This is a genomic window from Actinoallomurus acaciae (assembly GCF_042429965.1).
GTDB lineage: Bacteria > Actinomycetota > Actinomycetes > Streptosporangiales > Streptosporangiaceae > Actinoallomurus > Actinoallomurus acaciae.
Genome location: NZ_JBHLZP010000056.1, coordinates 1 through 24,062, shown reverse-complemented (window position 1 = coordinate 24,062; position 24,062 = coordinate 1). Strand labels below are relative to the sequence as shown.

Sequence of the window (24,062 nt, the reverse complement as noted above, 5' to 3'; positions counted from 1 at the left end):
GGGTCATGTGGCCTGGCCTGTGGCTATGCGGCGTGGTGGTATTCGCTGATCAGGCCCGCGACGGCGGGTCTTCGCCGGATGGTTCGCAGGTCGGTGAGGTCGGCCGCGTCCCGGGTCGGCAGTGTTTGAAGGTCTGGAGGTCGCTGGCTCCGGGGCTGGTGCGGCCGGGCTGCGTTGTAGTGGTGGAGGTACTCGCCGAGAGCCAGTGCCAGATGGCGTTCGCCGAGGATCAGGGTCTGGTCCAGGAGTTCACGGCGGAGGGTGCCGATGACGCGTTCGCAGATGGCGTTCATCCGCGGTGTCTTCGGCAGGGTGGTGATGATCCGCATCCCTTCGGACTTGAACACCTCGGCGAACGCGGCGGTGAAGAGCGGATCGCGATCATGGATGAGGAACCGCAGCGTTTCAAGGCGGTCGCCCAAGTCCATGGTGAGATTGCGGGCTTGTTGCACCGCCCACGTACCGCTCGGGTGTGCGGTCACTCCGCCCAGGTGCAGTCTTCGGGTGCCGTGCTCGATGAATATCAGCACGTACAACCGTTTGAGCAGCACCGTCTCGACCACCAGGAAGTCACAGGCGAGGATCGCGTGTGCCTGGGCGGCCAGGAACTGCCGCCAGCTCGGCCCGGTCCGCCGCGGCGCGGGATCGATGCCAGCGGTGTGCAGGATCTCCCACACCGTGGAAGCGGCGATCGTATACCCCAACCGCGCCAGCTCACCTTGGATCCGCCTATGGCCCCAGGTCGGGTTTTCCCGCGCCATCCGAAGGATCAGCGTCTTCAGCGACGCACAGGTGGAGGGTCGTCCTGGCCGGCGCCGTTCGGTGAAGGTCCACTTTCGGGCCACCAGGCTGCGGTGCCAGCGCAAGATCGTGGTCGGGGTGACCGGGAAGATCTCGGCCCATCGGCAGCGGTTCACCAGCCGTGACAGCGCCGTGAGCCAGAGCCGGTCGGTGTGATCCCATCGCGGCCGGCCTACAGCCTGACGGCGCAGCACTTGGTTCTCGTGACGCAGCACGAGTAACTCAACGTCCTTGGACACGTCAGACCGGACCAGCACCGCGAGCAGGCCGAACAGGCACCTCAGCAAGCGATAGACGAGCGATAACAGCACCTCGAGATGGTCTCAGCCGCAGCTCTGATCCCGCAGCAAAACCCCAGGTCACCGTACGAAACCGAGTTTTCGAGCGGGACAGGCGACAAGGTCCTCGCCGCAGATCCCAAGACGGGTAAAGTCCGCGCCGAACCAGTCATCGCATCATTCGGCGGCACCAACTACAAAAAGCTGATTAAGATCACCGTTGATACCGACGGTAAAAGCGGCCACAAGACCGGCGTAATCATCGCCACCGAACACCACAAGTTCTGGAATGCCGTTACTCACGCATGGACCCGAGCCGACCACCTCACTCGCCAGGACACACTCCGCACGCCGACCGGCAAGTCGGTCCGCGTCATCAGCGCTGCCCCACGCCCAGGTCACCCGGTTGTACGCGACCTGACCGTTGCTAAGCTACATACGTTCTACGTAAAAGCGGGCGACGCTCCGGTTCTGGTCCACAACTGCTTCGACCCAGCCGAAGCAGGAGCTGGGCTTCCGAAATATACGGGTCCGACGTCTGGCTCTGGGGTTGCTGCGGATGGCCGTACATACGATGTGGTGAGCGGAAACAAGCGCGGTGACGCCGATTTGCTGAAGATAGTCAACGGGCGACTCCGAGGCCAAGGTGTGTTGCCGGGGGCGGCGAATTCGGCTCGTGCCAGCGATGCCGAACAAAAGTTCGCCGCCATCATGATTCGGGACGGAATCGATGATGCGAATCTTGTGATTAATAACCCGACGGGTCCCTGTATGGTTAGGCTCGGGTGCGATAATGTACTGAATACCATTCTCGGTCCTGATAAGACGCTTACGGTACACTGGCCGGACGGAAGCGGCGGCTGGGCGTCGAAGAAATATGGAGGGACCCCCTGATGGAAAACCGCGTAGAGGCGGTATATCGACAGGAGCATGCCGAGAAGCCGGTGATCCTCAGTTCCGGTGAGGATGTCGATGAGCTAATCGATGCACTTCTTACGGGGCCGGCCTATCACAATCTAGCCCAACTCCATTCTTTGGAACGGCCGGTGCTTCCTTCTGGATATCCTGACCACGAGCTTTTGGTGGGGATTGACGCGAGCCTAAAGGTTGGTGTCCTCGCATTCATGGATGCCGAGGTAGGGAATGTGGTGACGCTTGGCCCGTCGGAAGGTCGGGGGGAGGTTTCCTACTTTATTACGGGGCAGGTGACAGAGTTCCCGGATCGTTCGGAGATTCCCATCGAGCTCGTATGCCGGGCCGTCAAGGAGTTTCTGGTCTCTGGAGGGCAGCGGCCGGCATGTGTCCAATGGCAGGTGCCGGAGATTTGGTGAGAATCTGGGCTGTTAAGGACAGGATCCGTGCCCTGGCGAACAGGCTGTCATCATCGGAACCGTGGTTGCTCGATGGGTGCTCGTACGTCGCGGCACGCCATGGCTCGCGGCGACATGCCATGACACCGGAATCGTCGGAGTCGCGGACGAACCGGCATAGACCGACAGTGAGAGCACTGACCTGACATCAGAGCAGTGGACTCTTAATCCGCGGGTTCGGGGTTCAAGTCCCTGGCGGCGCACCCGTACTGAGCTGGGCATTCTCGACGCTGTCGAGGGTGCCCAGTGTGCGTTCTGGGGCGGCCTGGGCCCGTGGGTGCTCGAATGCCATGATCTTGTCGGCCGGGGCCGTCGGCTGGCCCGCAGTGATGCTGCGCCAAAGAGCGATCGCAACAGTAGCCTCGTCCCGCCGGTCACCCCGTTCCCGCCGGACACTCCTACACGCAGTCATCCTGCGTTCCGCGATGGTCGCCACGACGGTGCGCGGGTTCGAATCCCGTGGGGGATGCCACACAGATGGGAACGGGCGTGACCTGCGTGTTTGTGGTGGCCAACTGGTGATTGATGGCCGTTTCGAGGTTGACTGACTGGCTGGTGCGTGTCCGCTTTTGCCGATGACCGTGCGTCCGATTATCGCCGTGAATGGCTTGTTATTTCAGCTGGGAATGATGGGTGGGCCGAGGTCGAGCACTCCGCCGATTCTGGTGACGATGCCGGATTCGGTGTGTGTCGCGTTGGCGGATATCGATGACGCTCTCTGGGGTGCCGCACTTTGGTGGACTTCGGTTTCGTTGTTGCTGGAGGTGTCGAGTAGGTGGGCGGCGAGGCTGCCGACGCTGTTGGCTATTCGCGATGTCCTCGTTGACGCCGGTCGCGGGGGCGAATGTGCGGGCTGTGACCGTTCTTGCGGTTGGCAAGAGTGCGTAGGTGAAGCAGCCGAGGTACCCGAGTCGGCGACACTCGGTTGCCGATTGTGACCTGCGGTTCTTCTGGACGTGAGACGACGTTCGGTCGCGAACGCACGATCAGCGTCGCCCGCCGTGCAGGGGTACGGCTCTGGTGAATCGGGTCTTGCCCGCCGGGCGACGTCAGCCGTGTGGCCATGAGATGGCGAAGCGGGCCGCTGCGTTGCGGTGCGGGATCAAAGCCCAGGCGTTCTTTGGAATCGTCCAACGCCTCCGCTGAGATCGAATGCGCGGATATTGGCACGGCGCAGGGAGGCTCTGCCGTCGGCGGGAGAGGCTCTGGCGGAACTTCTCGCCCCCCGTGGGGCGTCCAGCCGTACAAGGGTGGTGATCCGGACGCTGCCCACGACGCCGTGTATCCCGTGCGTGGCGCCGCAATCCCCGGTCGGCGGTACACGGACGGAGCGCTGAATGATCACAGGTCTGGTGACCGCTGTCGCCGCATCGGCCTGTTACGGCACCGGCTCGGTGCTGCAGGCTGTGGGCTCGCGCAAGTCGGCCCACAGGGAGGCCGCCGCGATGTCCACGGCGGGCATCACCTCCTACGGCGGCCCCAGCCTTGTGTCCACCGCGAAGGCTGCGGTGACCTGGGAGTTCCTGGCCGGAACCGTGCTGGACGTCGTCGGCTTCGGCCTCGGCGCGCTGGCTGCCAGGCTGTTGCCGCTGTTCCTGTCGCAGACAGTGATCAGCGCCAACCTGGTGATCACCGCGCTACTGGGCATCAAGATGCTGGGCATCCGGCTGAACCGACCCGAGTGGTTCTCCATCGCCGTGGTCTGCTCGGCTCTGGTTCTGCTGGCCGCCGCGGCAGGTCACGAGGGAAGCGGCCGTACCTCGACCTCCACACATTGGTGGCTGCTGGTGGCCTCGGCACTGGTGATCGGCGGTGGCATCGTCGGGGTGCGCTGGCTGGGGGCGAAGGCCGCGATCCTGGCCGGACTTTTGTCCGGCCTCGGCTTCGGCGCGGTCGGCGTCGGTGTGCGCGTGCTGAACGGCGCGGACCCGATCGCCCCTGGCGCGCTGCTGACCGACCCGGCCCTGTACGCCATTCTGACCGGCGGGGTCGGCGGCATGTACCTGCACACCGTCGCCCTCCAGATCGGTTCGGTCAACGGTGCGACGGCGGCCCTCGTCGTGGGTGAGACGGTGGTGCCCGGCGCCCTCGGCGTCGTCTGGCTCGGTGACGCATCGCGCCCCGGATACGCTTCGGTGGCGACGGCCGGATTCCTCTTGGCCGTCGCGGGTGCCGTGGCGGTCGCGCGGTTCGGTGAAACGGAGCAGGCCATGGCCGGGGCTCCGCTCCCGGAGGAGCTCTGACCCGCAGCGTTCCGGGCGCTCCTGCGTGGCAGCTCTTTCTCGACATGCTGTCAGCGTGTGGGGCCGGGGCGTGTGCGGCCGAGCAAATGAAGCGCTGCGGAATGCCTACGAAGTTCGGGTGACGGCCCGGTGGCCCCGATGGGGCTGCCGTACGCCGGCGATCTCTCCGAGCGGAGTTACGTCGCCGTCTCGGCTTCCGGGTGCGGCTCTCCCCAGATAACCCGGTATAGCGCGGCCACCTTCGAGGTCAACTCATCCAGCGTCTGGTCTTTCGGCAGAATCCGGCGGAGTTCCTCCAGCGCGGCACGGGCGTCTTCGCGCTCGCGGATCAACAACGCGATCTCGCTCTCCACCAGATCAAGGAACTCATCGACATCGGTCTCGTCATAACCAGGCCGGAGCCTGGTCGTAGGGAATTGCTTCGCACGGACGCCTTCGGGCGTCAGCCTGTAGTCGTTCACAAACGCGTTGTAGCACGGCGAGAAGGTTGTCGGCCCCTGTTCCCGGCAGGACGTCACGCACGCCGCCGGGGTGGAAGGCGAATCGAGTCACCGGCAGAGCACGACCGCAGGATGAGCACCGACGCGGGCAGACGGCCGGCCGCGCAGCATGGCGTCCGCGCCGAGCATCGTCGCGCAGATGCTTGAGCAACTCGACGTGCAGTCGGGTCACCGGATCCTGGAGATCGGTGCGGGCACGGGCTACAACGCGACGTTGCCTGCGCACCTGGCGGGCCCGGACGGGTACGTGACGACCCTGGACATCGACGAGGACCTCGTTGATACAGCCGGGCACGGACTTGCGGCTGTCGGCTACGGCACCGTGCACGTGGTCTGCGGCGACGGCGAGTACGGCCACTCCGACGGCGCGCCGTACGACAGGCTGATCGTCACCGCGGGAGCCTGGGACGTGCCACCCCCGTGGTCCGATCAGCTCACCACCGGCGGCAGGATTGCGGTGCCTCTGCGGGTGCGTGGGCTGACGCGTTCGGTCGCCCTCGAACGCGCGGACGGCGTCTGTGCGTACGGCCTACACCGCGAGCAGCCGGCCGATCGCTGACGAACACGTGGATCGAGGTCCACTCCGCCGGGACCGCCTGCGACGTTGATGGTCACCTGGTCGCGGAAAAACGACACACGCGCGTGGTGGTTCGGGCCGCCCCAGCCAGTTGAGTCCCGAGCGGCACGTGCAGCGGGACTGCCACAGCCGCACGATCGTCGGGTACTTGGTCCCCATTCTTCGGCGGACTCCGGCCATCGCTCCATTTCCGCTGATTCGGTCGGTGCGGTGTAGCCGGGCTTGAGCGCACGTGCGATCTCGTCCCAGCCGGAACTCACGTCGCGAGGTGGGGAGTAGTCGGTCGGCGACGTGCCGGTAGAAGGACGTCGGGACGGTGTTGAGTTCGTTGGTGACGCTGCACGTGGACAGTGCGTCCAGGCCGTCGCGTTCGATGACTCTCCGGCCGGCTGCGACGACGGCCGCGCGGTGGTGAGGCCGGAGCCGATGGTAGCGGCCCGGCGCTCGATCGGTCGCCACTGCCGGACCTGCTGCTCGCTGGGTTCGCCATGGCCTGATGGTGTCGCCGGCCGACCACGGGAATCGGGGAACCCACTTCCCATCCCTCTTAGTTAGGCATACCTTACGCGTATGCTGTACGCATAAATGCGAACGATGTACGCATAAGAGGAGCCGATGGACGACGCCGCGACCACCGCCGGGACCGGTGCGGCCGTGTCCGTTCTCGTACCTGCCGGTTGTTCTTGCAGTCGCCGACACATGAGGCTAAATAAGGTTAGCCTTACCTAAGTTACGCCTTACCTCCCGAGGTGATCACCTTGAGCACGACGACAGTCGATACGGTCGATTCGCCCGCCGCGTCCGGCCCGGTGGACGCGGTCCCGGACGGGGCCTCGGCCGCCGGGAAGGCGGCGAGCCGGGCGCTGACCGAGATCCGGCGGCCCGTGGCGGGCAGTGTCCGGGTCGCCTGCGTGATCAGTGCGTTGGGGGCGCTGGCTGGGCTGGCCCCCTTCCTGGGACTGGTGGAGTTGGCCGACGTGCTGCTGGCCGACTCGGTCGACCGGGGCCGGGTCATCACGATCTGCCTGCTGATCGCCGGCGGGTTGTTGGCTCGGGCGATGCTCATGGGGTCGGCGCTCACCATCACGCATTTCGCGGACGTGCGATTGCAGGCGATTCTGCGGCGCCGGATGGTCGAGCGCCTGGGTCGGGTGCCGTTGGGCTGGTTTTCGGAGCAGTCGTCGGGCCGGGTGCGGAAGGCGGCGATGAGTGACGTGCACGACCTGCACCAGCTCGTCGCGCACCATTCGGTCGAGATGACCGCCGCCGTGGTGATGCCCTTGGGCGGCTTGTCGTACCTGCTGTGGCTCGACTGGCGATTGGCGCTGCTGGCACTGGCGACGCTGCCGGTGTACGCGGTCGCCTACGCGTGGATGATGCGTGGCTACGCCGACCAGATGCGCCGCATGGACGAGAGCAATGCGCGGATCAGCGCGGCCGTCGCGGAGTTCGTCCACGGGATCGCGGTGGTCAAGACCTTCGGCCAGTCTCGTCGCGCGTTCGCCGCCTATCGTCAGGCGACCGACGAGTTCGTGAGGTTCTTCTCCGGCTGGGTCCGCCCGATGCTGCGGACCGAGGCACTGGCCCTGATGGCGATCTCCGCTCCGGTCATCGGCCTCGTCACGTCGGCGGGCTCGGCGTGGTTCGTCGAACGGGGCTGGGTGCGCGTGCCGGAGGCGGTCGCGTGCGTACTGGTCGCGATGGTGCTCCCGACGGTGATCCAGCCGCTCGGGTTCGGCGCCCAGGCCAGGCGTTCGGCTTCCGCCGCCGCCCTGCGGATCCATGACCTCCTGCGCACCCCGGAACTCCCCGTCGCCGCTGCCCCGGCCTCACCGGACGGGCATCGGGTGGAGTTCGACGACGTCCGGTTCAGCTATGACGGGTCGACCGACGTGCTGTGCGGGGTCGGCTTCGCCTGTGAGCCGGGTACGGTCACCGCGCTCGTCGGCCCGTCCGGGTCGGGAAAGTCGACCCTGGCGACCTTGCTCCCTCGCTTCCACGACGTCACCGGCGGCCGGGTACGGATCGGCGGCGTCGACGTACGCCGGATCGCGTCGGCGGAGCTCTACCGGCTGGTCGGTTTCGTGCTCCAGGACGTCCAGCTCGTGTACGGCACGGTGGCCGACAACGTACGGCTCGGCCGGCCGGACGCGTCCGCCGGGGAGGTGGAGCGCGCTTGCGCCGCCGCGCGCGTCCACGACCGGATCCTCGCGCTGCCGCGCGGCTATGACTCGATCGTCGGCCAGGACGCCCAGCTCTCCGGGGGAGAGGCGCAGCGGGTCTCGATCGCCCGGGCGTTGCTGGCCGACGCGCCGGTGCTGGTCCTCGACGAGGCCACCGCCTTCGCCGACCCGGAGTCGGAGGCGGCCATCCAGGACGCGCTGTCGGAGCTGGCCCGCGGACGTACGGTCCTGGTCATCGCGCACCGGCTGTCGACCATCGTCGGCGCCGACCAGATCGTCGTCCTGGACCGCGGACGGGTGGCCGAGACCGGCACCCACGAGCACCTCGTGGGCGCGGGCGGCACGTACGCCCGCCTATGGGCGGCCCACCAGGGCCCTGACACGGAGAAGACGAAATGATCGCCGATCTGGAACTGCTCCTGGGCCGCGGCCGGCGCCGCATGCTGTGGACCTTCGTGGCCTGGACGGCCCTGTGCGGTGTCCTCAGCGGGGTCGCCGCGGCGCTGTTGGTCCCCACCTTCGCCGACCTGATCCAGGGCGACCTGGCCGCGGTCCGCCGGGACCTGATGTTGGTCGGGGCCGCCGCCGTCGCGGCCTGCGTGGTGCAGTACATCCAGGCGATGAAGGGCTTCGCCGCCGCGCTGGAGGTGCTCGGCACGTTGCACGGACGGCTCGGCGACCATCTGGCCGGGCTGCCGCTCGGCTGGTTCGACGGGGAGAAGACCGGTCGCGTCTCCCGGTCCGCGACCGAGGGCACGTACATGATCGCCGGGCTGTTCGCCCACCTGCTCACACCACTCGTGGTGGGGATCACCGGGCCGGCGACGGTCGCGGCGGCCATGTTCGTCTACGACTGGCGACTCGGTCTGGTCGCGCTCGCCTGCGTTCCCGTGCTGGCCGTCGCGTTCCGGTACGGCGCGCGTTGCGTCGGGCGCGGAGAGGAGATCGACCACGCGGCCGCGGTCGAGTCGGGCAACCGGGTCATCGAGTTCGCCCGCAGCCAGGCCGCCCTGCGGGCCTTCGGCCGTACGGCCGAAGGGTACGCACCGCTGGAGGCCGCCATCGAAGGCCAGCGCCGTGCCGGGCGCAGGTCGCTGTGGCTCACCACTGTCGGCCTCAGCGTGGGTGCCCTCGCCGTCCAGTTCGTCCTCACCGTCCTCCTGGCCGCCGGCGTGTGGCTGGCGCTGGACGGGCACATCACGGCCGCATCGGCGGTCGCGGTCCTCGCGCTGACGTTCCGGTTCGCCGGCCCGCTCGCCGAGGTCGGTGAGTTCGCCGGCGTCCTTCGCGTCGTCGGCAACGACCTGCGCCGCGTCACCGACGTGCTCCGCGAGCCGGGCCTGCCCGAACCCCCGGCCTCGGCCCCGGCGCCGGCCCCCGGCGAGATCGAGTTCGACCACGTCACCTTCGGCTACGACCCCGCCCGCCCGGTGCTGCGTGAGGTCAGCCTGCGGGTGCCGGCGCGGTCGATGACCGCGCTGGTCGGGGCCTCCGGCTCCGGTAAGACGACCGTCACCCGGCTCATCGCCCGTTTCTGGGACACCGACGCCGGCGTCGTCCGCGTCGGAGGCGTCGACGTGCGGGACACCTCGACCGAGGAACTGATGAGCCGGCTCGCCCTCGTCTTCCAGGACGTCTATCTCTTCGACGACACCCTTGAGGCCAACATCCGGCTCGGCCGGCCCGACGCCACGGACGAGGAGGTCCGCGAGGCGGCGCGTCTCGCGGGGGTCGAGGAGATCGTCGAACGCCTGCCCGGCGGATGGCGGACCCGCGTCGGTGAAGGCGGTGCCCGGCTGTCGGGAGGCGAACGCCAGCGCGTATCCGTCGCACGGGCGTTGCTGAAGGACGCACCCATCGTGCTCCTCGACGAGGCGACCGCGGCCCTCGACCCGGAGAACGAACGCTACCTTCAGCGGTCGCTGCGACGCATCGCCGAGCGCAGCACCCTGCTCGTCATCGCCCACCGCCTCGGCACGGTCGCCGCCGCCGACCAGATCCTCGTCCTCGACGACGGCCGGATCGCCGAGGCCGGCACCCACACCGAACTCCTTGCGACCGGCGGCCGATACGCCGACTTCTGGGAGTCACGGCACAAGGCCCAGGGCTGGCGGCTCACCGCCCGCGAATAGGACCGTCGCTGGGAGGGCCGGCAATTCCGGAGGGCACCGAAAACCGGCGGAATACGGACCCTCCGGCCTGACGATTACGGAAACTCATTTCTTGACTCCGCAGTGCCCTTGCCATCGGGTGGCGGGGCCGACGGAGCCGTCGCAAAATGAGCAAGGTATGCCTAACCTAACGGTGATGGTTCGCGGTGGAGGTATTGAAGGTGGATTGCCTGTTAGGGGGCGGTTTACGGCACTTGACTCCGAGTGAGGCCTGGCTTGTTAGGTTAGGTTTACCTAAGTTAACCTGCTCGCGCTTGGACGACTGATCCGCTCATTCGAAGGAGCTGCCATGGCCGCCACGCCCGCTGAGCTCGTGTCGAAGCTGGACGGCACGGACCCCAATGACATCGTCCGACGGTTCGCGGCCAACCCCGCGTACCGTGCCGCGACGCAGGAGGAACTGACGACGGAGGAGGATCCGTACCGTCGTCCGGTACGGCCCGACGACCTCGCCTGGCTCGACTACTCGACCCCGATGCCCGCGGACAAGACGCTGCTGCTGAGCTGGTTGCTGGGCCATCGCATGTTGCGGAACGTCTACGACACGGATCTGCTGCACCTGCCGCCGGGTCCCAGTGCGGCGGCGGATCGGGATGGCGGGGAGTTCTACTCGCTGGAGAACCGGGTGCTCGGCGCGCTCGCCGGGCCGATCCTGGAGCGGCACCTGTTCACCTACCTTGAGGAGGACCGTGAGCCGCTGGCGGTGCCCGAACTCGGCCCGCTGAAGGCGCACCTGCGGGCGTACCGAGAGGAGCGGTCGGCGATCCGCGACGACGCCTTCGCGATCGCGCTGACCCGCCGCGACCGCCGGGAGGCGGCCACGTTCGTGCTGCTCCAGCTGAGCGCCTACCTACCCGCCGCCTACGACGCGGTCGGCCGGGCCGCGCTCGGCGAGTACACGCTCGCCCATCCGACGCTGCGCGGGACCCTGCTGGCCGACTACGCCGACTGGTCTGACCGCGCCTCCGACTACGCCGGCCTGCTGGGCGCGGCCGGGCTCAAGCCGGGCACCGCGGCGTACTGGCAGCTGTTCCTGGGCACCTCCCTGGCCCGTGGTAACCACCTGCATCACCTGTCCCGGACCCGCGAGCACGCCTTCCGGTTCCTCGGCGCCTGGGTGCACAAGAGGATCGACGACGCGGTGACGGCGAACCGGTACGCGGCGTTGTCGGAGGAGGCGTTCGGACACCGGACCCGCCTGTTCGACCAGGCCGCGGCGTTCGACGAGGGCCGCTTGGACGTGCTGCTGGAACCGCTGATCGCACGGTTCGGAACCCGGGTCGTCGAGGAGTTCCACGCCGGGTTCGAGGATGCTCGCCGACTCGCAGAGCTGTGGAACCGCGACCTGTCCGAGCAACTCGCCTGGGCGGACGAGATCCCGGCGTACATGGATCGCGCGGAGCGGATCCAACAGCACATCACGGACGAGCACATCGACGTCGACCTCGACACGTTCGTGGAGTCGTGTGAGGAGACCTCCACCACCCACGTTCACGACGAGCACCGGTGGTGATGATCGAGGTGGGGCAGATGCACTTCTGGAACAACGTCACCCACCAGATCAAGCTGGAACAGGGCGACAAGCTGCTGATCCCGCTGGGGCGCCTGCACGGCTCGGTGGTGTTGTCCGGGTCCTGTACCTACCATCAGCCGATCATTCCCGAAGAGATGTACCAGCGGTTTTGATGCCGGGGCCGAGGGTGGGAGCCGTACCGGACCTGGAGCGCCAGACCATCGGAGACCTACCGGACTGGGGCCGGGCGTGCGCCGAGGAGCTCATGTCGAACCTCCTGGTGGAGAAGTCCTTCCCCTGTACGTTCGCGGTCGCCGCCGCGAAGAAACACACCTTGCGTTTCGGTTTCATCGACAGCGAGAAGGACCCGAGCCGCTGGGGCCCGCTGCCCGACATCCTGGGCGAGTACCTTCGCGTCTACCAGGACATCGACCGGGAGACCTCACTGGTCGTCTTCTTCCGCCCAGAAGAGGAGCCCGCCGGGATGTCGTCGTATTTCTCCCGGTTCTGGGACGTCCTGCAATACCTGCACCGAAAGGACACGCTGCCCTGGCCCGGTGAGATACCCGAGGACCCGGGCGAACCCCTGTGGGAGTTCAGCTTCGGGGGCACACCGATCTTCGTGGTGTGCAACACTCCGGCGCACACGCGGCGCCGCAGCCGCCACAGCAGCGGAATGGTCATCACCTTCCAGCCCCGCTGGGTCTTCGAGGGCCTGGAATCGGGCACACCGCGCGGTGGCGCGGCCCGCCGGGTGATCCGCAACCGGATCCGCCGCTTCGACGGAATGGAACCGGCACCCCAGCTCGGCGACTACGGCGCCGAGGACAACCGGGAGTGGAAGCAGTACTTCCTGCCGGACGGCAACGAAGAGGAGATCCACGGCTGCCCGTTCCACTCCGGGACCGGCAAGACCCGCGGGGACCGGTCCGCCCACCACGTCGTCGTCAACGGCCGCGGGGAGTACTCCCTGTGGCCGGACGGTCGCGACCTGCCCCCAGGCTGGTGGTACACCGGCGTACACGGCGACCGGCGGACCTGCCTGGACCACATCGAGCGGGTCTGGACCGGCATCCGCCTACCCGCCCGTAAGACCGGATAGTCCGCGAAGCGTATCGGGGGGCGGGCGTTCATCGGACGTCCCGCCTTCTCGCTCGCGTCGGGCGATATATCCGCACAGCGGAGCCGATAGAGATTAGGCTAGGCTAGCCTAATCTTTGCTGGCTTCCGTTAGATGGCCTTGACTGACTGCGGGATGTGTGACATGAGCGGTTCCTTGCTGGGCGGCCGGGCGATGAGCCGCCGCGGATTTCTATCGGCCGGTGTAATGGGGATCGGTGCGGCGGCGCTGGTGGCGGCCTGCGGCACGGACGACAAGTCGGCGAATGGCGACGCCACGGCCGCGTCCAAGGGGCATTTCCCGGCGACCGTCGAGGACAAGTTCGGGTCGGTGACCGTCAAGAAGGCGCCGTCGCGGGTGCTGTCCCTCGGCCGTACGGACCACGATGTCCTGCTGGCCTTGGGGATCGTACCGGTCGGCGTCTTTCAGTTCGTGCCGACGATGAAACACGGCGTCGGAGTGTGGGCCGAGGACCGGCTGAAGGGGGCCACGCCGAAATTCTTCCGCCCTCCGTTCAATTTCGAAGAGGTCGGGGCGCTTGAGCCCGACGTCATCTTCAACGTGCAGTCCTCGGGCGACGACGCCGAATACAAGACGCTGAACAAATACGCCCCCACGATCGGGTTGCCGAAGAACACGGCGCCGAACCAGGTTCCCTGGCAGACGTCGACGAAGCTGATCGCGACCGCGCTGGGGCAGCCGGACCAGGGCGACAAGCTCGTGGCCCAAACCCAGGCGGGGTTGAGCGCGGTCGCGAAGGAGAACCCGAAGTTCAACGGGCGTACGGTGTCGATCCTGCTCGCCTACGGCGGCAAGGTGGGCGTCTACACGGCCAACGACACGCGCATGCAGGTCGTCACGGCATGGGGGTTCAAGCCGTCCCCCTACGTCAAGAGCCTGGGCACCACCGATTACTTCGTGGACCTGTCGCCGGAGAAGATGGACGACGCCGACGCCGATCTGGTGATCGTGCTGAGCCAGCAGGGCCGGCCGAAAAAGGACACCTTCGCCCAGTACCCACAGATCGAGCGCATGGCGGCGAACAAGGAAGGACGCATGGTCTACCCGGAGGACCCCAACATCGGCCTCGCGCTGTCCGCCGCGTCCGTGCTGAGCATCCCCTACGTCGTACACGAGCTCGTACCGCTGGTCGCGAAGACGCTGTCCTAGGCGGCCGACGCGGGCCGGGTACGATCAGCCATCGCGAGGGCGGAGGCATCCAACGCGTAAGGCAGGAAACAGGTCATGGCGCTGGTAGGCGACGTCGGCGTCGGTGAGCCCCGCCGGGCGGATGCGGACCTCGATTGGCGAAGCCGCCGATGGTGGCGCTGGAGCGGGCTCGTCGTCGTGATCGCTGTGCTGGCGCTGGTCTGCCTGCTGAGCCTCGCGATCGGTGCCCGCACGGTCCCCTTGACCTCGGTGTGGGGTCTGATGTGGCACGACAACGGCAGCGACGATGCCTTCGCCGTTCACGACGTGCGGATTCCCCGTACGGTGCTCGGACTGCTCGTGGGCGCCGCGCTGGGGCTGTCGGGGGCGCTGATGCAGGCGCTGGTGCGCAACCCGCTGGCGGATCCCGGGCTGCTGGGGGTGAACACCGGCGCGTCCGCCGCGGTCGTGGTCGCCATCTCGGCGTTCGGTGTCACCGCCCCGGGCGCCTATGTGTGGTTCGCGATCGCGGGCGCCGGCGCGGTCTCGGTCGTGGTGTACCTGCTGGGCGGGAGCGGCCGGCCGGGCACCCCGGACCGGCTGGTCCTGGCCGGGCTGGCGATCAGCGCCGCGCTCGGCGCCTTCGTGTCGGCCGTGCTGATCCTGGACCCGCAGAGCTTCGACGCGTTCCGGTTCTGGGCCGTCGGGTCGCTGACCGGGCGCAAGATCGACGTGGTGTGGCAGATCGGCCCGTTCCTGGCCGTCGGCATCGCCGTGGCGATGATGCTGGGGCGCTCGCTCAACGCGATGGCGATGGGCGACCAGGTCGCGCGGTCACTCGGCGTGCACGTCAAGCGCACTCAGGTCGGCGCGGCCGTGTCGATCGCGCTGCTGTGCGGCGCGGCCACCGCCGCGGCGGGGCCGATCGTGTTCGTCGGGCTGGCGGTGCCGCACCTCGCGCGGCTCATGACCGGTCCCGACCAGCGGTGGGTGCTGCTGTACGCGCTGTTCATCGCACCGGTGCTGCTGATCGGCGCGGACGTGATCGGACGGATCGTGGCACGTCCCGGCGAACTGGAGGTCGGCATCGTGACCGCCGTGCTGGGCGCGCCCGTGCTCATCGCTCTCACCCGGCGACGCAGGATCGCGATGCCGTGACCGGGGTACCGCGCACGTCCATGTGGGTTCTACGGACACCGTCGGGCAGACTGTCGCTGCAGGTGCGCCGCCGTACGGTGTGGGTGTCGCTGGCGCTGCTGCTCGCGTCGGCCGCGATCGGCTTCTGGACCCTCGTCACCGGCAGCTACACGGCGCCGGTCGGCGACGTGCTCACGGTGCTGACGGGCGGCGACGGGCCGCGCGGGCTGACCCAGACCGTGGTGAACATCCGCCTTCCCCGGCTGGTCGGCGCGGCGTTCGTCGGTGCCGCACTCGGGGTCAGCGGCGCGCTGTTCCAGAGCGTGTCGCGTAATCCGCTCGGCAGCCCGGACATCATCGGCTTCACGTCGGGTTCGGCCACCGGCGCGATCGCCGCCATCCTCATCCTGCACGGCAGTTCGGCCGAGATCGCCGCCGGCGCGTTCGCCGGCGGCGTGCTGACCGCCGTCGTGGTCTACGCGCTGACGGCCCGGCACGGCCTGAGCGGCTTCCGGCTGATCCTGACCGGCATCGGGGTCAGCGCGCTCCTCAAGGGAGTCGACTCCTACCTGATCACCCGGGCCGACCTCACCGACGCCGAGACGGCGCAGCGGTGGCTGTCCGGCAGCCTCAACGCCACCCAGTGGGCCGCGCTGGCGGCTCCCGGGCTCATGCTGGTCGTCCTGGTCGTGGTGGCGGTCGCGCTGGGGCCGCGCTTGACCGTTCTCGAACTCGGCGACGAGACCGCCCAGGCCCGCGGTGTCCCGGTGCGATCGACCCGGGTCGCCGCCCTGTTCGTCGGTGTCGCCCTGGTGGCCGCCGCCACGGCCGTGGCCGGCCCCGTGGTGTTCGTGGCGCTGGCCGCGCCGCACATCGCCCGCAGGCTCACCCGGGCGCCCGGCCCGGTGCCCGTGCCGTCGGCGCTGACCGGGATCCTGCTCGTCGTCGCCAGCGACCTGGCCGTGCAGCGCGTCGTTGCTCCCCTTCAACTGCCCGTCGGGGTGGGCACCGCCGTCATCGGCGGCGGCTACCTGATGTGGCTGCTCATCACCCAGGTACGGAGGCGGTCACCGTGAGGCCACCGCGGGACGAGCCGATCACGACGGAGAGGAGAGCGGAGGCAGTGGAGACGAGCCGACTGGCCGGCACCGGCCTGACCTTCGCCTACGACGACCGGGTCGTGATCGACGACGTCGACATCGTCGTTCCGGACGGGTCGTTCACCGTGATCATCGGACCGAACGCGTCGGGAAAGTCCACCCTGCTCAAGACCCTGTCCAAGATGGTCAGCCCGAAGGCCGGTTCGGTGGTGCTCGACGGGAAGGACATCCACCGTTACTCCACCAAGGAGATCGCCCGCCGTCTCAGCCTTCTGCCGCAGTCGGCCCTCGTACCCAGCCAGATCACGGTCGGCGACCTGGTGGCCCGCGGCCGGTTCCCGCACCAGAGCATCTTCCGGCGCTGGTCCGTCGAGGACGAACACGTCGTGGCCGAGGCGATGACGCTCACCGGCGTGGCCGACATCGCGCACCGCTACGTCGACGAGCTCTCCGGCGGTCAGCGCCAGCGGGCCTGGCTCGCCATGGTGCTCGCGCAGCAGACACGCATCGTGCTGCTCGACGAGCCGACGACGTACCTCGACATCGCCCACCAGTACGACGTGCTCGACCTGTGCGCCGGGCTCCGGCGGGACCGCGAGCAGACGCTCGTCGCCGTCCTGCACGACCTCAACCAGTCGTGCCGGTACGCCACGCACCTGGTCGTCATGAGCGAAGGCGCGATCGTGGCGACCGGACGCCCGGAGGACGTCGTCTCGGCCCCGCTGGTGGCCGACGTCTTCGGCCTGCCCTGCACCGTCGTACCCGACCCCGTGACCGGCACCCCCATGATCATCCCTTCGGCCCGAGCGGCCCGAACAACACCATCGCCGTAGAGGCGACCGTCGACGGGAGGAGTCCGTGAGCGTGCTCTGGATCGATCTGAAGCCGCTGGGGACGAGTCGGGACTTCCGGATTCTGTTCACCGTCCGGGTGCTGTCGCTGCTGGGCGTGGGCCTGGCGACGGTGGCGATACCGATCCAGGTCTATGACCTCACGGCCTCCTCGCTCCAGGTCGCCGCGGTCGGTGCGGTCCTGGGCGTGGGGATCCTGGCGGGCACGCTGTGCGGCGGGGTGCTCGCGGACCTCTACAGCCGGCGGGCGCTCGTCGTGTGGTCGCGGGGCCTGGCCGTGCTGGTGTTCGCCGCGCTGACGGTGAACGCCGCGCTGCCCGCACCCCAGATGTGGATCATCTATGCCTGCGCCGCGGTCAACGGCGCCACCGCCTTCGGGCAGGCGGCCATGAACGCGCTCGCGCAGACCGCCGTCCCACGCGAGCAGCTCACGGCGGCCAGCGCCCTGCTCGCCCTCAGCACGCAGGTCGGCGCCGTGGTCGGCCCGCTGATCGGCGGCGTGCTGATCTCCGCCGTCGGACTGTTCTGGCTCTACGCGGTCACCGCGGCGATGATCCTGTTCGGCGCGGCGCTCTCGGTGCCGCTGAGTCCCACCTCGCGCGGCGTGCCGGGCGAGGTGCGTCCGTGGTCGGCGCTGCGCGAGGGCGCGGAGTTCATGTGGCGCGCATCCGTGGTACGCGGGGTGCTGCTGGTCGACGTCGCCGCGATGGTCTTCGCCATGCCCAGGGTGCTCTTCCCGCAGCTGACCGACGAGGCGTTCGGCGGTTCCGCCACCGTGACCGGCGCGCTCTACAGCGCGTCGGCCGTCGGGGCGATGGCGGCCGCGTTGACCTCCGGGTGGGTGTCGCGGCCACGCCGGTCGGGCCTGGTGCTGCTGGGGTCGGTGGCCCTGTTCGGGCTGGCGACGGGCCTGGTCGGGCCAGCGCCCCTCCCGCTGGCGTTGGTCCTGCTGGCCGTCGCCGGCGCGGCCGACATGGTCTCGGAGATCCTCCGCCGCTCGATCCTGACCGCCGCGACCCCGGACGACCTGCAGGGCCGCGTCAACGGTGTGTGGCTGGCCCAGGCGATGGTGGGGCCCTCACTCGGCGGGGTCGAGGCCGGTCTCGGCGCGCGGCTGGCCGGCCCGCGGTCGGCGATCACCCTCGGGGGCGGCATCTGCGTCGCTCTCACCGCGCTGCTCGGCGCGACCTCCCCGCCGCTGCGGCGGGTGAGCCTCTCGGGCCCGGAGGCCGCGGCCGCCCCCATCGCCGCGGATCCCGGCGGAGCCGCCGACCCGGCCCGTTGACGTTGCGTCACTCATCTGGAAGATCGTGGCCTTGAGCTTGGGCGGCAGCACCGCGTCAGTACGAAGAATCCGGCTCAGGATCCCGAAGTCCGTTGTCTCATCGGTACTGGCTTGATCGCCGGCCGCCGGCTGATCGACCCACCGGGTGTGTTGGTACACCCACTGATCGGGACGTATCAGATGACCTATTGGCGGACGCGCTAAGTATGGTTAGGCTCGCCTAATTCTTGTATGGTTAGGCTCGCCTAACTTTGACTGGATGTCGTTTCGCTGGTCAAGGGGTGGCGGCTGCGGTACCCGACCGAGGAGAGCAAGGCGTGTCGACCGTTGAGCGGGCCGGCCTGCACATCCGCTACCACAGCGCCGGGGAGGGCCATCCGGTCGTCCTGGTGATGGGGGCCGGGAGCACCGGCCGGTCGTGGGAGCTCCATCAGGTTCCTGCGCTCGTCGCGGCCGGATACCGGGTCACCGTGTTCGACAACCGGGGTACGGGCGACACCGCTGACGCCGGTGCCTTCACGATCGACGACCTCGTCGACGACACAGCGGCGGTGGTCGAGGCGGTCGCCGAGGGCAGGCCGGCGCTGGTCGCCGGTACGTCCCTGGGGGCCCGGATCGCACAGGAGCTGGCGCTGGCCTGCCCGGACCTGCTGGGCGGCATCGCCCTGCTGGCCGCGCACGGTCGGCTGGACCCGGTCCAGCGGGCGCTGTCCCGCGGTGAGGCCGAGCTGATACGGGCGGGCGTCGAGCTTCCGCCGGAGTACGCCGCGGCGGTGACGGCGCTGCACAACCTGTCTCCGGCCACACTCGCCGACCCGCGCGGCGCGCAGGACTGGCTGGAGCTGTTCGAGCTGTACCCGCCGTCGCGGAGCGCGGGGGCGCTGGCGCAGATCGCGCTGTGCGAGTTCGCCGACCGTGTCCCGGCCTACCGCGACATCACCGTGCCGACGCTCGTCGTGGGGTTCGCCGACGATCGGATGATCCCGCCGTTCCTGTCTCGCGAGGTGGCCGACGCGGTGCCCGGGGCCCGCTACCACGTAGTGCCCGGCTGCGGGCACTACGGCTACCTGGAGCGTCCCGACCTGGTCAACGCCCTGCTCCTGGAATTCTTCGACAGCCTGCGGCCCGCACTGGCGAGCCGCCGCGGCTGAGCACATCGCGACCGTCAACTCCAAGGAGGCCGAGATGACGACCAACCCCTTCGACGATCCCGACGGGACCTTCCTGGCTCTCGTCAACGACGAGCGGCAGTACTCGCTGTGGCCGAGCTTCGCGGCCGTCCCGGACGGCTGGACGGTGGCGTTCGGTACGGACACACGGGAACGCTGCCTGGACTACATCGAGTCCGTGTGGACCGACATGCGGCCGGCGTCGCTGGTCCGGGACATGGCCGAAGACGGCGGACCCCAGGCCACCACGTCGTGACCTCCGTCGGCGACGGCGCGATGCTGCCCGAGCGCTTCCGATCCCGTACCCTTCCCTCCACCTCCGATCCGCTCGCCCTGGGCACGGCGCTCGCCCGGCGGTCGGCCGCTCCCGTGATGCTGTACGAGCGCGCCGGCGAGTGGTCCCTGGGGTCGGGAGCCCTCGTCGAGATCTCCGTACGGCGGGACGGAGTACGGGTACGCCGCGCGGACGGCGCCTCCGAGTTCCGGCCGTCCGGGGAGGACCCCCTCCAGGTGGTGCGCGCGGTCCTGAGCGAGCTGCCTTCGACGGGCTGGCGGGCCTATGGCTGGGCCCGTTTCGAGCTGGCCGCGGCGCTGTTCGGAATCGGCGTCCCCGGCGCACCGGACCAGACGCTGGCGTATGTGGTCGTGCCGGAACGCGAGATCCGGTTAAGGCCGGGGTACGTGGAGCTGCGGGCGGTGCGTGAGGCGGAGCTCGACCGGCTGACCGAGCTGGTGCGGGTCACCCGGCCGGACGCCGAACCGGTGGTCGAGCACCTGGTCGACGAGCACCGTCCGGACTCGGACTACCCGCGGCTGGTGGCCGAGGCGATCGCCGGGATCCACTCCGGCGCCCTGAAGAAAGTGATCCTTTCCCGGCGGGTGCTGGTGGACCGGCCGCTGGACCTGCCCGCGACCTATCTCGCCGGGCGGCGGGCGAATACGCCCGCCCGATCCTTCCTGCTCGATCTCGGCGGTCTTCGAGCGGCCGGGTTCAGCCCGGAGACGGTGGTCGAGGTCGCCGCCGAGGGGACGGTGTCCACTCACCCGCTGGCCGGGACCCGGGCCCTGGTCGGCGACCCCGCGACCGACGCCAGACTGCGCCGGGACCTGCAAGGCGACAGCAAGGAGATCGTGGAGCATGCCATGTCCGTCCAGCTCGCTCAGGAAGAACTCCGCGGACTGTGCGAGGAGGGTTCGGTGCGCGTGACCGGGTTCATGGACGTGCTCGAACGGGGGTCCGTGCAGCACCTGGCCTCACGCCTGTACGGGCAGCTGCCGGCGGGCCGCAACGCCTGGCACGCGCTGCGTGCGCTGTTCCCCGCGATCACCGCGTCCGGGATTCCGAAGCGTGCGGCCTGCTCGTGGATCCACCGGAACGAGCCGGAGCCGCGCGGCCTCTACAGCGGCGCCGTGTTGATCGCCGACGCCGACGGCTCGCTGGATGCGGCCCTGGTCCTTAGGACGATCTTCGAGCAGGACGGACGGTACGTCCTGCGCGCCGGGGCCGGGATCGTCGGTGCGTCCGATCCGGCCCGGGAGTTCGAGGAGACGTGCGAGAAGCTGCGCAGCGTCAGCCGGTTCCTGGTCCCCGCCGGCGCCGATCCGAAAGGTACGTTCCGGGAGGTGCGGCAGGATGGCTGAGCCCGGCCTCGAATCGTGGGAACGACTGCGGACGGTCGTCGCCGACCTGGTCGAGGAGGACCCGGCCGACCTCGCCGACGACGCGAACCTGTTCGAACTCGGCCTGGACTCGATCGCGCTGATGCGGCTGGTGTCCTCGCTGCGCCGGGACGGCGCCGAGGTCGACTTCGCCGCGCTGTCCCGCGACCCGACCCTGCGCGCCTGGTACGCCCTGCTCACGACACACGGGCCGGACTCAGGGGCCGCGGGAGACGCGGGGGAGCCCGCCCCGGTACGCAAGGCGAGCGAGGCGGCGCCGCTGGCGCTGATGCAGCACGCGTACTGGTTCGGACGGGGCGACACCCATGCCTTCGGCGGCGTCGCCGCCCACCTCTACACCGAGTTCGACGGCCACGGCGTGGACCCGCAGCGGCTCCGCACGGCCGTCGAACGACTCATCGCCCGGCACCCGATGCTCGGCGTACGGGTCACCGAGGACGGCGAGCAGACCGTCGGCGGACCCGCCGGCTGGCGGGGCCTGGCCGTCCAGGACCTGCGGGAGGCCGAGCCGGACGAGATCGAGCGAGGGCTCGCCCGGGAGCGCGAGACACGCTCGCACGCGATGCTCGACCTCGCCGCCGGCGAGGTGTTCGCCACGGCGCTGTCCCTGCTGCCCGGCGGGCGGACCCGGCTGCACCTGGACGTGGACATGGTCGCCGCGGACGCGGTGAGCTACCGCATACTGCTCGCCGACCTCGCCCGCCACTACGACGATCCGGGGCGGCCTGCCGAACCGGCCGGCTTCGGCTACCTGGACTACCTCGCCGCACGAGCGGCCGCCCGCGAACGGTCCCTGACCCGGGCCCGTGAGCACTGGGCGGCCCGGCTGGACACGCTCCCGGGCGCCCCCGAACTCCCCACCCTCGCTCCCGGGGAGCGGCGTCCACGGGTCACCCGCCGCAGTATCGTCCTGGACGCCGGAGAACGCGCCGCCCTCGAGGCGGCGGCCCGCGCGTACGGGATCACCCCGGCCGCGGCGGTGGCCACCGCGTTCGCCGAGACGCTCGGCGCCTGGAGCGCCACCCCGCGGTTCCTGCTCAACGTGCCGCTGTTCGACCGGGAGCCGCTGCACCCCGACGTACCGGGGCTGGTGGGCGACTTCACCAGCTCGGTGCTCCTCGACGTCGACCTGTCCACGGAGCTGCCCCTGGCCGACCGGGCCAGGGCGGTGCAGTCGCGCCTGCACGCCGACGCCGCGCACGCCGCGTACTCCGGCCTGGAAGTGCTGCGCGACCTCGGCCGGCGGCGCGGCGAGCCGGTGCTCGCGCCGGTGGTGTTCACCAGCGCCCTCAGGCTCGGCGAGCTGTTCGCGCCCGAGGTCCGCGACCGCTTCGGCGACCCGGTGTGGATCGTCTCGCAGGGGCCACAGGTACTCCTCGACGCCCAGGTCACCGAGGTCGACGGCGGCCTGCTGGTGAACTGGGATCTGCGCGCCGACGCGTTCCCCGACGGCGTGACCGACGCGATGTTCGACGCCTTCGCAGGTCTGGTACGCCGGATGGCGCACGCGCCCGCGGCCTGGCGAGAGCCGGTCGGCGCGCTCCTCCCTCCGGCCCAGCGCGCCGTACGGGATCGGGTCAACGACACGGACGAGGATCCGGCCGGTGGAGCACCACGCGGCCGGTGCCTGCACGAGGGGTTCTTCGCGTGGGCCGAGCGGGATCCGGCGGCCCCTGCCGTGGTGACGGCGCCCGGCTCGGTGTCCTACGGGGCGCTGGCCGACCACGCGCTGCGGATCGCGGCCACGCTCGTGGCCCGTGGCGTACGCCCCGGCGACCTGGTCGCGGTCCGCCTGCCCAAGGGGCCTGGCCACGCCGCGGCGCTGCTCGGCGTGCTCGCCGCCGGTGCCGCCTACGTGCCGATCGGAACCGCGCAGCCGCACGCACGGGCCGAGCGGATCCGGACGCTGGCCGGGGCGCGCGTCACCGTACAGGAGAAGGACGACGGCGACGGTGCGGTAGGTGTCGAGGTGGCACGCTCCGCGCCGCCGCTGGCCGCGCCGGTCGCCCCGCCGCACGGCGTCGAGTCGACCGCGTACGTCATCTTCACCTCCGGCTCCACCGGCGAGCCCAAGGGCGTGGAGGTTCCGCACCGGGCGGCCGCCGCGACCGTGGACGACCTGGTCGGCCGGTTCGCCCTCGGGCCGGACGACCGTACCTTCGGGGTGTCGGCGCTGGACTTCGACCTGTCGGTCTTCGACCTGTTCGCCCCGCTGGGCAGCGGCGGCGCGGTGGTGCTGCCCGCGGAGGAGGACCGGCTCGACGCGGCCGCCTGGGCCGGGCTGGTCCGCGACCGCCGCGTGACCGTCCTGAACTGCGCGCCACCGCTGCTGGACGTGCTGCTGTCCTCCGGCGAGCCCCTTGGCGACACGCTCAGGGTGGTCCTGCTCGGTGGTGACCGCGTGGGGGTCGACCTGCCCGCGCGGCTTCGCGCGGCGGTCCCCGGCTGCCGGTTCGCCGGTCTCGGCGGCACCACCGAGACCGCGATCCACTCCACGATCTGCGAGGTCACCGGCGACGTGCCGGCGGATTGGGCCTGCGTGCCCTACGGCACGCCGCTGCGCGGGGTGGCGATGCGGGTGGTCGACGCCCGCGGGCGCGACGCCCCGGACTGGGTGACCGGCGAGCTGTGGATCGGCGGCGCCGGAGTCGCGCGCGGCTATCTCGGCGACGCCGAGCGCACCGCGGACCGGTTCGTACGGCACGACGGTCGGCGCTGGTATCGCACCGGCGATCTGGCACGTTACCGGCCGGAGGGCACCGTGGAGTTCCTCGGCCGGTTCGACGATCAGGTATCGGTGCACGGCTTCCGGGTGGAGCCCGGCGAAGTGGAGGCCGCGCTGCTGGCCGATCCCGCCGTCGCCGCGGCGACCGTGGTCGGCCACGGCCCGGGACTGCTCGCGGCCGTGGTCGCCGCGGACGGGACCGCGCTGGAG

At 69.7% G+C, this 24,062-nt stretch carries 20 protein-coding genes; 18 read left to right on the top strand and 2 right to left on the bottom strand.

The genetic code is table 11. The features are described from left to right. Nucleotides 1-23 precede the first annotated feature (23 nt). A complete protein-coding gene (locus ACFFNX_RS10750) occupies nt 24-1,112 on the bottom strand; it encodes an integrase core domain-containing protein (RefSeq protein ID WP_378198794.1) in 1,089 nt (362 codons plus the stop codon). Between the two features lie 6 nt (nt 1,113-1,118). Between ACFFNX_RS10750 and ACFFNX_RS10745 the strand changes: the two genes are divergently transcribed. The 3 genes from ACFFNX_RS10745 (at nt 1,119) to ACFFNX_RS10735 (ending at nt 4,692) form a co-directional block, all read left to right on the top strand. Continuing rightward, the gene (locus ACFFNX_RS10745) at nt 1,119-1,973 is read left to right on the top strand and encodes a polymorphic toxin-type HINT domain-containing protein (protein ID WP_378198791.1); all 855 of its coding nucleotides are present in this window, start codon (nt 1,119-1,121) and stop codon (nt 1,971-1,973) included. Then, complete coding sequence (locus ACFFNX_RS10740) at nt 1,973-2,410, top strand: Imm1 family immunity protein (RefSeq protein ID WP_378198788.1); 438 nt, start codon at nt 1,973-1,975, stop codon at nt 2,408-2,410. Before ACFFNX_RS10745 ends, ACFFNX_RS10740 begins: the two co-directional genes overlap by 1 nt. A gap of 1,376 nt (nt 2,411-3,786) precedes the next feature. Further along, nucleotides 3,787-4,692: a DMT family protein gene (locus tag ACFFNX_RS10735; RefSeq protein WP_378198785.1), complete on the top strand. Its 906-nt coding sequence runs from the start codon at nt 3,787-3,789 to the stop codon at nt 4,690-4,692. Nucleotides 4,693-4,868: 176 nt separating this feature from the next. Here ACFFNX_RS10735 and ACFFNX_RS10730 read toward each other — a convergent pair whose 3' ends face one another. After that, a complete protein-coding gene (locus ACFFNX_RS10730) occupies nt 4,869-5,153 on the bottom strand; it encodes a DivIVA domain-containing protein (RefSeq protein ID WP_378198782.1) in 285 nt (94 codons plus the stop codon). A 148-nt stretch (nt 5,154-5,301) separates the two neighbouring features. Between ACFFNX_RS10730 and ACFFNX_RS10725 the strand changes: the two genes are divergently transcribed. From ACFFNX_RS10725 to ACFFNX_RS10655, 15 genes are all read left to right on the top strand, one after another. Beyond that, entirely contained in the window at nt 5,302-5,751 is a 450-nt protein-coding gene (locus ACFFNX_RS10725) for a methyltransferase domain-containing protein (RefSeq protein WP_378198779.1), read from the top strand. Between the two features lie 776 nt (nt 5,752-6,527). Further along, on the top strand, nt 6,528-8,351 hold the full coding sequence (locus ACFFNX_RS10720; protein WP_378198776.1) for an ABC transporter ATP-binding protein: 1,824 nt from the start codon (nt 6,528-6,530) through the stop codon (nt 8,349-8,351). Continuing rightward, on the top strand, nt 8,348-10,084 hold the full coding sequence (locus tag ACFFNX_RS10715) for an ABC transporter ATP-binding protein (protein WP_378198773.1): 1,737 nt from the start codon (nt 8,348-8,350) through the stop codon (nt 10,082-10,084). The genes ACFFNX_RS10720 and ACFFNX_RS10715 overlap by 4 nt, the downstream gene beginning before the upstream one ends. 328 nt (nt 10,085-10,412) lie before the next feature. Continuing rightward, complete coding sequence (locus ACFFNX_RS10710; RefSeq protein ID WP_378198770.1) at nt 10,413-11,636, top strand: hypothetical protein; 1,224 nt, start codon at nt 10,413-10,415, stop codon at nt 11,634-11,636. Beyond that, nucleotides 11,630-11,809, top strand: a complete 180-nt coding sequence (locus ACFFNX_RS10705; RefSeq protein ID WP_378198768.1) for a cupin domain-containing protein — start codon at nt 11,630-11,632, stop codon at nt 11,807-11,809. Before ACFFNX_RS10710 ends, ACFFNX_RS10705 begins: the two co-directional genes overlap by 7 nt. Before the next feature lie 14 nt (nt 11,810-11,823). Further along, nucleotides 11,824-12,738: a YqcI/YcgG family protein gene (locus ACFFNX_RS10700; RefSeq protein ID WP_378198765.1), complete on the top strand. Its 915-nt coding sequence runs from the start codon at nt 11,824-11,826 to the stop codon at nt 12,736-12,738. Nucleotides 12,739-12,900: 162 nt separating this feature from the next. Then, nucleotides 12,901-13,926: an ABC transporter substrate-binding protein gene (locus tag ACFFNX_RS10695; protein ID WP_378198763.1), complete on the top strand. Its 1,026-nt coding sequence runs from the start codon at nt 12,901-12,903 to the stop codon at nt 13,924-13,926. A 75-nt stretch (nt 13,927-14,001) separates the two neighbouring features. Further along, entirely contained in the window at nt 14,002-15,063 is a 1,062-nt protein-coding gene (locus ACFFNX_RS10690; RefSeq protein WP_378198760.1) for a FecCD family ABC transporter permease, read from the top strand. A 20-nt stretch (nt 15,064-15,083) separates the two neighbouring features. Next, nucleotides 15,084-16,118 (top strand): FecCD family ABC transporter permease, encoded by a 1,035-nt coding sequence (locus ACFFNX_RS10685; protein WP_378198757.1) that lies wholly within the window; start codon nt 15,084-15,086, stop codon nt 16,116-16,118. 47 nt (nt 16,119-16,165) lie between these two features. Next, nucleotides 16,166-16,975 carry an ABC transporter ATP-binding protein gene (locus ACFFNX_RS10680; RefSeq protein ID WP_378198754.1) on the top strand — a complete coding sequence of 270 codons (810 nt, stop codon included), beginning with the start codon at nt 16,166-16,168 and terminating at the stop codon, nt 16,973-16,975. A 31-nt stretch (nt 16,976-17,006) separates the two neighbouring features. After that, entirely contained in the window at nt 17,007-18,278 is a 1,272-nt protein-coding gene (gene entS / locus ACFFNX_RS10675) for an enterobactin transporter EntS (protein WP_378198750.1), read from the top strand. A 317-nt stretch (nt 18,279-18,595) separates the two neighbouring features. Continuing rightward, the gene (locus tag ACFFNX_RS10670) at nt 18,596-19,429 is read left to right on the top strand and encodes an alpha/beta fold hydrolase (protein ID WP_378198747.1); all 834 of its coding nucleotides are present in this window, start codon (nt 18,596-18,598) and stop codon (nt 19,427-19,429) included. Between the two features lie 34 nt (nt 19,430-19,463). After that, on the top strand, nt 19,464-19,703 hold the full coding sequence (locus ACFFNX_RS10665; protein ID WP_378198745.1) for an MbtH family protein: 240 nt from the start codon (nt 19,464-19,466) through the stop codon (nt 19,701-19,703). Next, entirely contained in the window at nt 19,700-21,088 is a 1,389-nt protein-coding gene (locus ACFFNX_RS10660) for a salicylate synthase (protein ID WP_378198742.1), read from the top strand. The genes ACFFNX_RS10665 and ACFFNX_RS10660 overlap by 4 nt, the downstream gene beginning before the upstream one ends. Then, the coding region (locus ACFFNX_RS10655; protein WP_378198739.1) for a non-ribosomal peptide synthetase at nt 21,081-24,062 on the top strand (2,982 nt) is incomplete at its 3' end. The genes ACFFNX_RS10660 and ACFFNX_RS10655, both read left to right, overlap by 8 nt.

Excerpts from the sequence above, each read along its gene's own strand:
- ACFFNX_RS10745 (WP_378198791.1), top strand. The coding sequence starts at position 1,119 with ATGGTCTCAGCCGCAGCTCTGATCCCGCAGCAAAACCCCAGGTCACCG.
- ACFFNX_RS10740 (WP_378198788.1), top strand. The coding sequence starts at position 1,973 with ATGGAAAACCGCGTAGAGGCGGTATATCGACAGGAGCATGCCGAGAAG.
- ACFFNX_RS10735 (WP_378198785.1), top strand. The coding sequence starts at position 3,787 with ATGATCACAGGTCTGGTGACCGCTGTCGCCGCATCGGCCTGTTACGGC.
- ACFFNX_RS10725 (WP_378198779.1), top strand. The coding sequence starts at position 5,302 with ATGGCGTCCGCGCCGAGCATCGTCGCGCAGATGCTTGAGCAACTCGAC.
- ACFFNX_RS10715 (WP_378198773.1), top strand. The coding sequence starts at position 8,348 with ATGATCGCCGATCTGGAACTGCTCCTGGGCCGCGGCCGGCGCCGCATG.
- ACFFNX_RS10710 (WP_378198770.1), top strand. The coding sequence starts at position 10,413 with ATGGCCGCCACGCCCGCTGAGCTCGTGTCGAAGCTGGACGGCACGGAC.
- ACFFNX_RS10695 (WP_378198763.1), top strand. The coding sequence starts at position 12,901 with ATGAGCGGTTCCTTGCTGGGCGGCCGGGCGATGAGCCGCCGCGGATTT.
- ACFFNX_RS10690 (WP_378198760.1), top strand. The coding sequence starts at position 14,002 with ATGGCGCTGGTAGGCGACGTCGGCGTCGGTGAGCCCCGCCGGGCGGAT.
- ACFFNX_RS10685 (WP_378198757.1), top strand. The coding sequence starts at position 15,084 with ATGTGGGTTCTACGGACACCGTCGGGCAGACTGTCGCTGCAGGTGCGC.
- ACFFNX_RS10665 (WP_378198745.1), top strand. The coding sequence starts at position 19,464 with ATGACGACCAACCCCTTCGACGATCCCGACGGGACCTTCCTGGCTCTC.